The sequence below is a fragment of the Flavonifractor sp. An306 genome (assembly GCF_002159455.1).
GTDB lineage: Bacteria > Bacillota > Clostridia > Oscillospirales > Oscillospiraceae > Flavonifractor.
Genome location: NZ_NFIQ01000091.1, coordinates 1 through 12,111 on the forward strand (window position 1 = coordinate 1; position 12,111 = coordinate 12,111).

Below are 12,111 nucleotides of genomic sequence, written 5' to 3' on the forward strand. Positions count from 1 at the left end.
AACTTTTGAGAAGTTTTTGCTTTGCCGGGACAAAAATCAAGAAGTTTTGAAGTGTTTTCCTTGACTTTCACCGATTTTTTGAGCTGCCAGAGCAAAAAATCCCCGCCGCTGATTGCTTTTCACCGCTCCCCTTTCATCTTGCAGCCGTTTTCCGACTGTTTTTTTCTTGCTCCCATTATACTACATGTTCCGATTAAAGTACAGGTTTTTCTTTTCCCGGTGCTATACTTAAAGCACAAAGAGGGACAGAGAACAAGAAAAAAACAAAGCCCCTCAAAACAAAATCAAAATGAAAAAGGAGATTACCACCATGAAAAAGAACACCATCATCATTCTTGACGCCACCCAAGCCCAGGTCACCAAGGCTTTTGCGAAGCAGGCCCGTATCTTCGGCACTCCCGAATACAGAGAGTGGAGAGCCTTCCTTGCGGAGAACCCTGGTACTGAAATGGTTACCAAGACCATCAAGAAGGCGAAGGACAAGAAAAATGACGCCAAGAACAGAACCTATGAGAAGATGGCCGAGTACATCCGCTCGCAGAAGAACGCAGACGCGCTGATGAAGGAGTTCGAGGCGCAGAAGAAACTCTCCATCGTTCAGAAAAGCCCATACCGTTTCGTCTTGAACTGGTTCCTTGATACCTTCGATTTGGAGGAGGACGAGACCAAGGCCACCGCCGCCAAGGAAGCCGTTCCCGCCAGCGAAGCCGCCGCCGATCAGAACGAAGAGGCGGAAATGAAGCAGACCGCTTGAAGTGCATTTTTCAAAAATCAGAAAAGGAGTTTGATACTATGAAATTTACCCGTACTCGCATGATTGGCTATTTGCTGCTCTTCTGCACCACCGATGGAGAATACGACAAAGAGAGAGCACGCTTGACTGGTCTGACCGATGAAGCGCTGAAAGCGGAGTTCACCGCCCAATACAACAGCCTGAAAGGTGCCTGTCCAAGCCATCCCCTCTACGAAGGCGAAACCCCTGACATCTACCTGGACTTTTAAGACAACTCACAATTCAAATTCAGAATTTTAAGGAGGAAAATACCATGAAGAACAACACTTACAAGATTGATTTTGTGAACAACACCCTCACCATGAGCAAGGCTTTCGAGGAAGCCCTCAACAATCCCAATTCCCAGGAATACAAGCTGTTTCTGCAACTCCGCGCCGACTTCCCCAGCCTGACCATTATTCGCAAGACCCGCCGCGCCTCCAAGAAGGCCCGTCCCAACAAGAACCTGACCTACAAGCACATGGAGCAGTACATGAGCGTGTTTAAGAACGCCGACGAGCTGCTGGCCCAGTTCGACGCAGTTAAGAGATGTTCCCTGGGACAGTCCAATCCTTACATGTATGTGCTGGATTGGTTCAAGAAGCAGTTCCCCAAGTACAAGGAGCTGCCCGATTTCGGCAGCAACGCTCCCAAAGTGATCGACTTGGAAACCATTAAGAAGAAGCAGGAAGAGAAGCAGGATCAGGACGAAAAGAAGGGCGCTTGATAACAATGGAATACAAAACGAGAGAGGACGGTACTGCTGGTGTACCGTCTTCTCTTTTCGGTTTTCGTCGTTTTCGGTCGTGTTCCCCGTGATTTATCAGCGGTCGAGAAAACTGTCGAGAAAAGCCGCCGCCAGAAATTACAACTGTATTTTCCCGGAACCATCCCCCGCCGCCGCGAGGCGCTTCCCTGTTCCGCTCCACCGGGGGTACTTCCAGCCTACCCTTTGACCTTCTTGTGAGGGGAATTTCCAGCCGCTCGTGGTCTGCGGTTCCGCTCCAAATTGCAACTGCACTTCAAAAACGGATCTCCACGCACAAGAATTCAACTTATGAGAAAAACCGACAACTCCGAAACAACTTTTGAGAAGTAACGGCAACTTCTAATCATCAAGTAACAACTTTTAGAGCAAAGGCAACAACTTTGTTACAGAATGAGGCAAAAACAAGGCCGAAACCGTTTCTTTGACACAAAAAAATTTTTATGTTATAATATTTACAGAAAAAGGAAAAAGAGATTTGTAATTCATCATTCCCTTTGTAGGCTTAAACAAGCAGTAGGATGAAGGCGCTGCGGCCTTCCATCTTGTAGAGCGCTTCCGTTCTATGCTTCCGGGCAGCAACGCCAAGTGCTGGCAACACGCTTCCTACTGTTTGCTTAAATCTACAAAGAAAGGAAGCGTACAAGATGGCGAATTAGAACCTGTTGCCAGCAGGGGACAATCCGAAGTACAACAACTGTTTTACTTTGGGTGAGAAGTGTTGGCACAATGGAAGGCTGATAAAAGTTCCTGTTTTTATCGACCATTACGATGATACAATTCAAAATTTGTATGGCAGTAAAAACGGCGATAAACGCAAATACTATGAGCTTTCTTATGAAGAAGCCCGAACAGAATATTATCGGTTTTGGAGTAGTGAAAACTGGGAGAAAAGCAGCAAAGTTTTACGCATCAGTCTTTGGCTTGATAATGCCATGTTTGGCAACCTTCACATTTTTGTGATTGACTTTGATGAATTTGACGTAGAGAGCCATTTTTTCAAAGAAGCTCACCGTTTAGCGGATAAAGTAACAAGGTCACAGGGCGGCGGCTATCACATGTTCTATGGGGTTGATAAGAAAAGGGCAGAGCCGTTTTTTGACAATATCAATTTATTGGCAAGTGAGAACGCTGCGAGTTTTGTATGTAAAACTGGGGCTATCACACGGGACGGAACAAACAAAGTCGATCTGTTTTGCGATACAGGACACTTTATTTACGAATGGGAGCCGTGGGACAATACCATTGGCCTGACCGATAAGACGCAAGAACTTTACCAGCTTATCAAAGAAAACTTCGACTTATCGCGTCCCATGAGCAGCGGCAAGGGTAAACGCACAAGCGGCAAAGGCGGCAAGAGTTATGCCATGCTGGAAGAGCTTTCTGAAGGCGAGCTGTTGCAGCAAATGAGCGCAGAGCAGCGAGAAGTCTTTGCCGATCTGCAAACAAAATCCTCTGACTGTTCCAGTTCCCAGTGGTTCAGTATTGGCATTGATATTTACCATGTCTTTGGTGCGGAGCTGGGCGGCAAGGTGTTCTTCCTATGGAGCAAACCGGGACATAGTTTCCAGCCGCAAGGCTGCTCTTTAACATGGTCTAATATTTGTGACCGTGGGCCTGATACAGAGCTTGTCAATGGGCGATGGGCTGACATTATGCAGGGCGATAACAAGGGCAAAGAGCTTGACGGGCTATCTTTACATGAAGCGCTCGAAGCAGCGCCACAAGTCCCGCTGTCGCTCGAAGATGATACTTCCGCCACGCTGGAAGAAGCCGCCGCCGAGCCAACCTTCCGCGACCTTCCGATTGCCTGGGAGAATGTGACAACAGAAGAGAACGGCAAGCAGAGAACCGGGCATTGGATTGTCTGGAACGGTAACCGCTCCAAGCGGGAAGAGTTCTTCATGCTGGCCTTCCCCGACCAATACAACAAAGTCAAGAAGCGCGTGAAGTTCCTGGGGCAAGCTGCGGATGATGTGCTGCGGCTGACAGGCGGACAGCGAACCAAATTGATGTATGAAATTTTGGCGTGGAAGTATGGATTGGAAGAAGTGGACGAACAGGACAGCCTTGACTTAATCCGCCTTTGCCAGCGCGAAGAGGACAATAAAACCGCCGATGATTTACTGTCCCGCCTGCATTGGCCCAACGGTTTATCCAAGCTGGTGACCTTTGGTGTGGGGATGAAGCTGGACGCTGCCGCACAGCAGACATGGTGCTATTCCGTTGACTACCAGGAGGACAAAGCGCTTTTCACGGGAAGCCCAATGACCTGGGAGCGCTGGCAAGTAAAGCTGATTGAAGTTTTAGATCGGTGCCGGGCCTGCCGTTATAGCTATTCAAAAATGTGGAAATAGGTTCGGCCCACCATGTATTATCAGTTTGACTATTACGGTAGATACCTCACCCTTACACAAGAGGATTGCAAAGCAATAACGGAGTGGGTAAATGAATATTTTGTAGGCGGTTCCGCTCCGTTCCCTCTGTCCGGGGAAATACCCGCCACCGATTACAGATTTGTAGTTGACTACAATACCGATGTTGAATTTGTGGACAACCGGGACTTGAAGGCTCCCGGCGAGATGGCAAAATACAACCAGGAAACCAACGCCGCCCGGAACAAGGAGAAGGGCAAGAAAAGAGTGCAGGGGCGTTTTTCTGCCGCGTGTGGGGCGGTAAAGAAGGGTGATACCCTTACAACAAAACAGCTCGTAGAAATGGGGTACACCGATGATAAAGCGAGAAAGAGGCTGGTTGATAACGGTGTCCTAAAAAGGATAAAACGGGGTTATTATTTGGTGCTTTCAGTGTAATCCAGCGGAAACCCGGCACGCCCCGAAGGGGTTAAAAGAGAAAGATATAATCCCCACGGGGTACGCCGGGTTTCCGCTTCCGCACTTGAAAGTGCACATTCAAAAATATTTATGAAGGAGGAACATCACCATGTTCAAAGAGTTACTTCAAATTTTGTAGGATTTCGAGCGCCAAGACAAGGCCAACCGTACCCACTGGATTGAAAGCGTCCTTGCCGCACAGAGCGGTTCCGCTCCAACTGCTTTAGAGAATTACAAGAGGGCAAAAGAGAGCTGGCAGGATGAACAGAGCCGCCGCCAAAGGTTCTATGACTATCTCATGCAGCGCCGCGATCTGGTGAACGCCCTGGCCCAAAGCGTGATAGACAGCAGCGCCAAGGAGATACAGGCCAAAACCGAGCAGGAGCTTGACAAGGCCGTGAAAGAAAAGATAGATAAGACCGTTCGCCTTTATTTCAAATGATGGCCGCGCTGATCTGACAAAGATGTGTCGTTAAATCAAGAAGTCGGAGGAAGATGTAAAATCTTCTCTCCGACTTCTCTTTTTGTGTTCAAGACTTTTTGGAAGTTGATGAAAGTTGTGTGTTTTCTTTCTCTTCTTCATCCTTTTCGCCGGGCTTCTTCTCCCAGCCGAGTATTTCTTCCATGATAAGAGCAAGGGGCAAATCCGTATCTCCGAACATGGCGGCACCTCCCAAGGATTGCTTGAAGCTGGCGCGTCGTGGCGAACGTCACGACGCGCTTCCTATTTTTTCGCGCTGCGCTGAATTTTCGTACTACTCTAATCAATATTAGTAGTCTTTCGTAGCTCCCATAAATTACCTGTCGCCTGGGGCCTCCTTGACGTATTCCAGCAAATCGCCGGGTTGACAGTTGAGCAGCCCACAAATGGTTTCAAGGGTGGCCCACGACACCATTTGACCGCTGCGAATTTTTTGCAGCATGGCCTCTCCCATGATTTTCTCTTTCCGTATTCTTGTGGTGTTGTACCCGGCTTCTTTCAGCGCGGCGATTACATCAATCTTGTATTTGATTGGCATGTTTGGCCCTCCCTCCGGGACGCTCCAAAAATTGCGCCTCTCTTCCATTGTCCTTATTCTAACACAAAATTACACCTTTTTCAAGTGTTAAAATTACACATAATTTAAGTGTAAATTCTGTGTATTTTGCGAATTGAATTACACTTAAAAAAGGTGTAAACTATAATCAGTTAAGGGGAACACCCCAAATAAAAAGCAAAGGAGAATGAGCAATGAGCAAGAATGAGCTGGTAGCCAAAATCGAGGCGCTGAACGAGTGGGAAGCTGTTATTGAGGAAGCCAAAGCAGAGGCAGAGGCCATCCGGGACAGCATCAAGGCTGAAATGATGGAACGCGACACCGAGGAAATGACCGCTGGAAAGTATATCGTCCGCTGGACTTCGGTTCTCTCCAATCGGTTTGATACCACGGCCTTCAAAAAGGCTCACGGCGAACTGTATAAGGAATACACCAAACAGAGCGCCAGCCGCCGCTTCTCCATCAGCGCCTAAAGAAAAGCCCCTTGCGTGAACCACCGACCAAAGTAGACACGCAAAGAGCTTTACCCAAACCTCACGGAGAGGGCAAGACCATTATAGCTTGCCCTCTCCCCAAAATCAAGAATAGGAGAGAAAAAGACATGAAAGAACTGACAAGCTATAATCGAGTGGCCGGGTATCTGAACAAGGTTTTCGATCTGCTGAACGCCGAATTCTTTGAAAATGCACTTTCAAGACCGACCATCACCATACAATCCACGCCCCGCGCCTACGGCCATTTTTCCCTGCGGGAAGATACCTGGGTTTCCAAGCTGGGCGGCACCCACGAAATCAACATAGGAGCCGGGACGCTTGCCCGGCCCATCGAGGAAGTGGCCGCGACCCTGCTTCACGAAATGGTACATTACTACAACTACGAGAACGGCATACAGGATTGCAGTAGGGGCAACACCTACCACAATCGCCGCTTCAAAGCCGCCGCCGAAGCTCACGGCCTGATAGTGGAGCATAGCGACAAATACGGGTGGAGCCACACAAGCCCCTCTGACGAGCTTCTGGACTTCATATTGGAGAATGGTTTAACCGACATTCTCATAAGCCGCAACGAGTTCGCCGGGTTCCATATCACCGGGACAGGAACGCACAGCGGAACGGAGGGCACCACACCGCCGCGCACGTCCAGCACACGGAAATATATCTGCCCCTGCTGCGGGAATTCCGTCCGAGCGACAAAGGAAGTCCACATAGCCTGTTTAGATTGCAGCGCACCGATGGTACTTGCGGGGTGACAGGGAAGGGTGGGGAGCAATCCCCACCCAATTCCCCAAAGTTCGTATAATTCAACAAATACGAACACCAAAACCGAGCAATCACGGGACTTTCCCGCCGCCGCCCATAATATGCGAACTTTCCCGCTTGGAATAACGAACTTTTGACGATGGAGGCCACCATGAACAAGAAAACAAAGTCGCTTACCACCGAGCAATATAAAGAGATAATCCAGACCATGCGCGAGGGGTTCAGCGGTTGCCGCCCCAATGAGCGCATAGCTACCGCCCTTGTGCTGGAAGGGAATTTAGGCTTGCGTATCAGCGATATATTGAAGCTGCGGCCTTGTGATATTGTGCGGGATGGTGACAGATACCGTCTGGAAATTACCGAGCAGAAAACAGGCAAGCACCGCGTGTTCACGGTTCCGCTGGTTATCCAGCAGTACATAGAGAATTATTGCTTGCGCCACAATATCCACCGTGAAGATCTGATTTTTCCCATCACCGAGCGAGCCATACAGAAACAACTTCATATCGTGTGCGATTACCTGGGCTTCGAGGGTATCAGCACACACAGCTTCCGCAAGTGGTACGCCACGGAGATTTACAAAGCGAACGGCTATGATATAGCCCTGGTGCAGAGGCTACTACAACACAGCTCCGCCGCCGTGACACAGCGCTATATCGGCATCGAGCCGCAACGGATAGAGGCTGCTATTGAGAAGCACGCCTATATGATATGAAGGAGGACACTATGGATAACACAGTGAAAATTCCAAATATTTTTTGGAAATACTATGACCTTTATCGGAGAAAAAAGATCACGCTCAAACAATTTTCTGATCTTTCTGGTTTGAGTGAGCCAAAAATCATGCGATATTTAGATTGCCTCTGATATGCAAAAAAGGGGTGAAATAATCGAAAGGAGGTGATATAATATCTTCATCGTGAAGGAGGGTGCAGTATGCAGATAGAAGAATATGTGTCCCCCGATCTTTTAGAAAAGTTTGAGTTTTACAACTATAATCATGCCTTGGAAATCATCACACAGGCATTTCCAGAAGAGTGGGGACAAATCGTTGAGTGTCTCCGTAAATTGAGCATTACAACTGCTGATTTGCGCGAAGCAGGAGGCAACGAAACCAACATTCCAAAGAAGTTTGACGATGTTCTATATCCCTACGGCTGGCGGGAAATCCGTATTTCCGGCGATCTTCATATCAAATTCTATCCACGCCAAGCCGAACAAAGAGGCCGCTTTGCCACAGAACCATTTGAAGAGAAAGTTTTGCCTGGCTATATTGATGGACACAATATTGATTTTCTGAAAAATCGAGTTGCCTTTGACCTTGAATGGAATAGCAAAGACCAGACATTTGACCGTGACTTGCTGGCTATGCGTACATATTATGATTGCGATATTGTGAGCGCAGGTATAATTATCACGCGAGCCGAAGAACTAAATGATGTGTTCAAGACGGTTTATGACTATGATAAGAGATCGGGTGAGTGGAAGCCGATCATGCGGAAGTACGGTGCCAGTACAACATGGATGGGAAAATTAACATATCGTTTGGACTCCCGAAGGAATGGTGGTTGCCCCATTTTAGCAGTTGGCATTAAGAAAAAGTGTATCACAGATTGGCAGGAAGGTTATATTGATGAGCATAATCCAAACAACGGCAGATAATTTGCTGCACTTTTGTGGAGATAAAAAATTCGCTACAATTTATGCTGACCCGCCTTGGAGATTTCAAAATCGGACGGGAAAAGTTGCGCCGGAACATAAACGGCTTAATCGCTACGAAACTATGACCCTTCAAGAGATCGAAGAACTTCCGGTTTCGCAAATTGCGGCAGAGAAGAGCCATTTATATCTTTGGGTTCCCAATGCACTCCTTCCCGATGGGTTGTCGGTTATGAAAGCGTGGGGATTTGAATACAAAGGGAATATCATTTGGGAAAAAGTTAGAAAAGATGGCGGCCCAGATGGACGCGGAGTGGGTTTTTACTTCCGCAATGTAACTGAAATTCTACTGTTCGGAGTAAGAGGCGACAATAATAGGACTTTGGCCCCGGCAAGATCGCAAGTAAATTTAATTCGTGCTCAAAAACGGGAACATTCCAGAAAACCAGATGAAATCATTCCAATCATTGAAAGTTGTTCCCCCGGCCCCTTTATTGAATTGTTTGCTCGCGGAGATCGTGAAGGCTGGACGATGTGGGGAAATCAAGCAACTGCGGATTATGAACCGACCTGGAACACATACAAGAACCACACCCATAAAGAAGCGAGCTTATGAAGCTAAAGGGCGAGTATCGCCCTTTAGCTTTTCCTTTTTCTATGATATACTTAGAAAAATGTGAGGTAAGGGGAGCTTATACCATGGCAAAGTCGGAAAATCAAAAGGTGAAAACGCTCTTTGTGGCGAAATATTTTTTGGAAAATTCGGACGAGAACCACCCAATCACCGCCGGGGACATTGTGGACTATCTGCGGGAAGAGTGCGGGATTGAGGTGGAGCGCCGCGCCATCTATCGGGATATAGCCGCCCTGCGGGACGTGTTTAAGATGGATATAGACGGAGTGCGTGGGGGCAAATATCGGCTATTGTCCCGCCAGTTTGAATTTGACGATTTGCGGCTGCTGGCTGAGTGTGTCCACGCCGCCAAGTTTATATCTGCGTCCAAGGCCAAGGAGCTTGTAAAGACCATCAGCGAGTTTTGCAGTATCTACCAGGCGGAAGAGTTGCAAAAAGAAGTGTTCCTCTGTGACCGCGTGAAAACGACCCGCAACAACATTTTGCTGACTGTTGGCATTATCTATTCGGCTATGGCTACCAAGCAGGACGGAAAGCCCCACACACCGCAAAAAATCACCTTCAAATATTTGAAATATGCACTTCAAAACAAGAGAGAACAGGTGGAGCGCCGCAAGGGGGCAACCTATAAAGTCAGCCCTTATAAGCTGCTGATAAATGATGGGAACTATTATCTGCTGGCTTTTGATGATAGATACCAGGAGATACGGAGATACCGCGTTGACCGCATGAAGGAAGTAAAGGCCATTGATGAACCGCGAGAGGGTGCAAAGGTGTTTGCCGAGTTGGATATGGAGAGCTATACCCGCCGTGTGTTCTCCATGTTTGGCGGGAAGCAAAAGCGTGTCAGTATCCGCTTTATCAATCAGTTATTAGATACGGCGATTGAGCGCTTTGGAACAAGCCCCGATGTATTTTACAGGCAGGATGATGAAAAGCATTTTGTTGTGACCGCCGATGTGGAAGTCAGCGACCAGTTTTTTGCGTGGGTTTGCGGTTTCCGTAAGAGAGCGGCGATTATCAATCCTCCCGATGTGGTGGAGAGTATGAAAAAGTTTTTGGAAGATATTGAAACAAGATACCAAGATGATGAAAATTGAAGAAACGAGGCCAGAAGTTGTCACTTCTGGCCTCGTTCTTTTCAAAAGTTGTTGGTTATAGCCGGTTGAGGTTTTCCCGTAGAATATCAATTCCTGCTTTGGACAGCGCGATATAATACCGTTGTGTAACCTGAATGTTTCCATGACCCATTTGCGAACAAAGAAGGTGCTGCGGTGTGTTCAACTCCGCCATCATAGTCCCATAGGTATGACGCAAATAGTGATACTTGAACATTATCCCGCATTTGGCCTTAACCTCCCGCGTGTGGAACTTCATGGAGTTCACCGTCTGGATTTTCCCATCTGGCAGGCAGTTCACAAGCTCCGTGGAGGAAATTTTACTTCCGTCCAAATCCTCGATAATACGTTGGTTCTGTTCCCGTAAATCGGCAAGGTGGAGCTGGTCTTGCTCCCGCCGCTCCGCCAAGCTCTGAAAATACGCTTTCAGTTTGTCGCACATCTGGATTGTCCGCCTTGCATTGCGGGTTTTGAGGGACACCAGTTTGATACGCCCCTGCTGGTATTGCATTTGCCGGTCAATCAAAATCGTGCCGTTTTTCAGATCGACATTCGACCATTTCAGACCGTAGCACTCATTGATACGCAGACCGCAATACCGTCCCAGCAAATACGCCGTTTCTGCATTGGTGCCGTGGAAATAATCATCCAGTACGGCAAGCTCTTCCCGATTGAATGATACAATATCCAGATCATCGTCTGTTTTCAGCTTTGGCATGTGGATTTTCGTATCTTTGTTGATACAGAGCTTGTTGTAGCTGTCCACATCGAGATAGTTTCGGGAATAGGCTTGCCCGAACAGCAAATAGAACATCTTTAAGAAGCCCTCCACATAGCGATAGGAGAGGCCCCGGTTGCAATACAACTCCGTCAAGTAGTCAACTACCTCCGCCGCGCTGATTTCATCAATGTACCGCTCCCCAAACCGGGCGCAAAGGTGGTTTTTCCAAAGGCTGTCCTGCTTGCGTTTGGTGGTGTATGCCCGGTCATTCCGTCCATTGGCACAGTATTCTTGATAGACCTCTTGAACCGTTTTCCGTACCGTGGGCTTTGGCTTGCGGGAGTTCTGGGCGCTGTCAATGGCCGCTTGCCGCGCCTTGATTGCTTCACGCTTTGTCTTGAAAGAAGCGCCAAATTCATCCTTTGCCTTCCTAACCTCTTTGCGGCCACCATTCACCATGAGAACATAGCGATAGGCCCAATTTCCATTTTTCAATTTGTAGACGCCCGCGTCATTCTGCTTTGCCACTTGCAAATCCCCCTTGTGGATTTTTTTGTGGCAAAAAGCCAAATTCCAGCGTGTGAAAAATGTCCACTTGTGGATAAAGAAATTTCCTGTATCTTCCTCTTTTTCGCCTGTTCCCCGGCGCCGAACGGCGAAGCCGTTTGGCTACTTCCAGGGCGAGTGCTCTGAGGTCGGTATGTACCTGGCCATGTCCCGTGTGGCCCACCGCGAGGGCTATCCCGAGATCGGCCTGTACTGGGAGAAGGCCGCCTATGAGGAGGCCGAGCACGCCGCCAAGTTCGCCGAGCTGCTGGGCGAGGTGCTGACCGACTCCACCAAGAAGAACCTGGAGATGCGTGTTGACGCCGAGAACGGCGCCACCGCCGGCAAGTTCGAGCTGGCCAAGAAGGCCAAGGAGCTGAACCTGGACGCCATCCATGACACCGTGCACGAGATGGCCCGCGACGAAGCCCGGCACGGGAAGGCTTTTGCTGGCCTGCTGAAGCGCTACTTCGGCTAATTAAAACCGCATAAATAAGCACTTTTCGAGAGGGAGAGGCATTGTCCTCTCCCTCTCTTTTTGCGCTTGCGCCGCTCAGGTGTGCAAGTTGGTGTGCAACTTTTCTCCGTATCACACTTTTTTGACTTTCACATGTGCAACTCCCGTGAATTACACCTATATCAAGCGGTTTTTACCGCTTAATACCGAAAAATGAAGAGAAATTAACAACTTTTGAGAAGTTTTTGCTTTGCCGGGACAAAAATCAAGAAGTTTTGAAGTGTTTTCCTTGACTTTCACCGATTTTT

15 protein-coding genes and 1 pseudogene are annotated in these 12,111 nt (G+C 48.2%); 13 read left to right on the forward strand and 3 right to left on the reverse strand.

What is annotated here, in order from left to right; genetic code table 11:
- Nucleotides 1-310 precede the first annotated feature (310 nt).
- From B5F88_RS16815 to B5F88_RS20810, 6 genes are all read left to right on the forward strand, one after another.
- Nucleotides 311-754, forward strand: a complete 444-nt coding sequence (locus tag B5F88_RS16815) for a hypothetical protein (RefSeq protein WP_140402164.1) — start codon at nt 311-313, stop codon at nt 752-754.
- Between the two features lie 38 nt (nt 755-792).
- Nucleotides 793-1,002, forward strand: a complete 210-nt coding sequence (locus B5F88_RS16820) for a hypothetical protein (protein WP_087348381.1) — start codon at nt 793-795, stop codon at nt 1,000-1,002.
- Nucleotides 1,003-1,046: 44 nt separating this feature from the next.
- Nucleotides 1,047-1,499 (forward strand): hypothetical protein, encoded by a 453-nt coding sequence (locus B5F88_RS16825; RefSeq protein WP_087348383.1) that lies wholly within the window; start codon nt 1,047-1,049, stop codon nt 1,497-1,499.
- Nucleotides 1,500-2,203: 704 nt separating this feature from the next.
- Nucleotides 2,204-3,895 carry a hypothetical protein gene (locus tag B5F88_RS16830; protein ID WP_087348386.1) on the forward strand — a complete coding sequence of 564 codons (1,692 nt, stop codon included), beginning with the start codon at nt 2,204-2,206 and terminating at the stop codon, nt 3,893-3,895.
- Nucleotides 3,896-3,907: 12 nt separating this feature from the next.
- A complete protein-coding gene (locus B5F88_RS16835; protein ID WP_087348388.1) occupies nt 3,908-4,351 on the forward strand; it encodes a type IV toxin-antitoxin system AbiEi family antitoxin domain-containing protein in 444 nt (147 codons plus the stop codon).
- Nucleotides 4,352-4,670: 319 nt separating this feature from the next.
- Nucleotides 4,671-4,814 carry a hypothetical protein gene (locus tag B5F88_RS20810; protein WP_162612225.1) on the forward strand — a complete coding sequence of 48 codons (144 nt, stop codon included), beginning with the start codon at nt 4,671-4,673 and terminating at the stop codon, nt 4,812-4,814.
- 88 nt (nt 4,815-4,902) lie between these two features.
- On the opposite strand, the gene B5F88_RS21855 is transcribed toward B5F88_RS20810, so the two are convergent.
- Nucleotides 4,903-5,034: a hypothetical protein gene (locus B5F88_RS21855; RefSeq protein WP_256439396.1), complete on the reverse strand. Its 132-nt coding sequence runs from the start codon at nt 5,032-5,034 to the stop codon at nt 4,903-4,905.
- Between the two features lie 135 nt (nt 5,035-5,169).
- A complete protein-coding gene (locus B5F88_RS16840; RefSeq protein ID WP_087348391.1) occupies nt 5,170-5,391 on the reverse strand; it encodes a helix-turn-helix domain-containing protein in 222 nt (73 codons plus the stop codon).
- A gap of 212 nt (nt 5,392-5,603) precedes the next feature.
- On the opposite strand from B5F88_RS16840, the gene B5F88_RS16845 reads away from it, so the two are divergent.
- The 6 genes from B5F88_RS16845 to B5F88_RS16870 all read left to right on the forward strand — a co-directional run bounded on the left by B5F88_RS16845 (nt 5,604) and on the right by B5F88_RS16870 (nt 10,061).
- Nucleotides 5,604-5,882, forward strand: a complete 279-nt coding sequence (locus tag B5F88_RS16845; protein ID WP_007493636.1) for a hypothetical protein — start codon at nt 5,604-5,606, stop codon at nt 5,880-5,882.
- A 128-nt stretch (nt 5,883-6,010) separates the two neighbouring features.
- A complete protein-coding gene (locus B5F88_RS16850; RefSeq protein WP_087348393.1) occupies nt 6,011-6,658 on the forward strand; it encodes a SprT-like domain-containing protein in 648 nt (215 codons plus the stop codon).
- Between the two features lie 161 nt (nt 6,659-6,819).
- A complete protein-coding gene (locus tag B5F88_RS16855) occupies nt 6,820-7,383 on the forward strand; it encodes a tyrosine-type recombinase/integrase (protein WP_242959851.1) in 564 nt (187 codons plus the stop codon).
- 221 nt (nt 7,384-7,604) lie between these two features.
- On the forward strand, nt 7,605-8,330 hold the full coding sequence (locus B5F88_RS16860; protein WP_087348395.1) for a BglII/BstYI family type II restriction endonuclease: 726 nt from the start codon (nt 7,605-7,607) through the stop codon (nt 8,328-8,330).
- The gene (locus tag B5F88_RS16865; RefSeq protein WP_087348397.1) at nt 8,302-8,943 is read left to right on the forward strand and encodes an MT-A70 family methyltransferase; all 642 of its coding nucleotides are present in this window, start codon (nt 8,302-8,304) and stop codon (nt 8,941-8,943) included. Before B5F88_RS16860 ends, B5F88_RS16865 begins: the two co-directional genes overlap by 29 nt.
- Before the next feature lie 83 nt (nt 8,944-9,026).
- A complete protein-coding gene (locus B5F88_RS16870) occupies nt 9,027-10,061 on the forward strand; it encodes a WYL domain-containing transcriptional regulator (RefSeq protein WP_162612226.1) in 1,035 nt (344 codons plus the stop codon).
- A gap of 55 nt (nt 10,062-10,116) precedes the next feature.
- Here the strand turns inward: B5F88_RS16870 and B5F88_RS16875 are convergent, their stop codons facing one another.
- Nucleotides 10,117-11,328 carry a site-specific integrase gene (locus B5F88_RS16875; RefSeq protein WP_087348401.1) on the reverse strand — a complete coding sequence of 404 codons (1,212 nt, stop codon included), beginning with the start codon at nt 11,326-11,328 and terminating at the stop codon, nt 10,117-10,119.
- 145 nt (nt 11,329-11,473) lie between these two features.
- Here B5F88_RS16875 and B5F88_RS16880 point away from each other — a divergent pair.
- Nucleotides 11,474-11,824 (forward strand): annotated as a pseudogene (locus B5F88_RS16880) (ferritin family protein); the annotation flags it as partial.
- Between the last annotated feature and the right edge of the window lie 287 nt (nt 11,825-12,111).

Bases quoted from the DNA above. Each gene is read 5' to 3' on its own strand.
- B5F88_RS16815 (WP_140402164.1), top strand. From the start codon at position 311: ATGAAAAAGAACACCATCATCATTCTTGACGCCACCCAAGCCCAGGTC.
- B5F88_RS16820 (WP_087348381.1), top strand. From the start codon at position 793: ATGAAATTTACCCGTACTCGCATGATTGGCTATTTGCTGCTCTTCTGC.
- B5F88_RS16825 (WP_087348383.1), top strand. From the start codon at position 1,047: ATGAAGAACAACACTTACAAGATTGATTTTGTGAACAACACCCTCACC.
- B5F88_RS16835 (WP_087348388.1), top strand. From the start codon at position 3,908: ATGTATTATCAGTTTGACTATTACGGTAGATACCTCACCCTTACACAA.
- B5F88_RS20810 (WP_162612225.1), top strand. From the start codon at position 4,671: ATGCAGCGCCGCGATCTGGTGAACGCCCTGGCCCAAAGCGTGATAGAC.
- B5F88_RS21855 (WP_256439396.1), bottom strand. From the start codon at position 5,034: ATGTTCGGAGATACGGATTTGCCCCTTGCTCTTATCATGGAAGAAATA.
- B5F88_RS16840 (WP_087348391.1), bottom strand. From the start codon at position 5,391: ATGCCAATCAAATACAAGATTGATGTAATCGCCGCGCTGAAAGAAGCC.
- B5F88_RS16845 (WP_007493636.1), top strand. From the start codon at position 5,604: ATGAGCAAGAATGAGCTGGTAGCCAAAATCGAGGCGCTGAACGAGTGG.
- B5F88_RS16850 (WP_087348393.1), top strand. From the start codon at position 6,011: ATGAAAGAACTGACAAGCTATAATCGAGTGGCCGGGTATCTGAACAAG.
- B5F88_RS16855 (WP_242959851.1), top strand. From the start codon at position 6,820: ATGAACAAGAAAACAAAGTCGCTTACCACCGAGCAATATAAAGAGATA.
- B5F88_RS16860 (WP_087348395.1), top strand. From the start codon at position 7,605: ATGCAGATAGAAGAATATGTGTCCCCCGATCTTTTAGAAAAGTTTGAG.
- B5F88_RS16865 (WP_087348397.1), top strand. From the start codon at position 8,302: ATGAGCATAATCCAAACAACGGCAGATAATTTGCTGCACTTTTGTGGA.
- B5F88_RS16870 (WP_162612226.1), top strand. From the start codon at position 9,027: ATGGCAAAGTCGGAAAATCAAAAGGTGAAAACGCTCTTTGTGGCGAAA.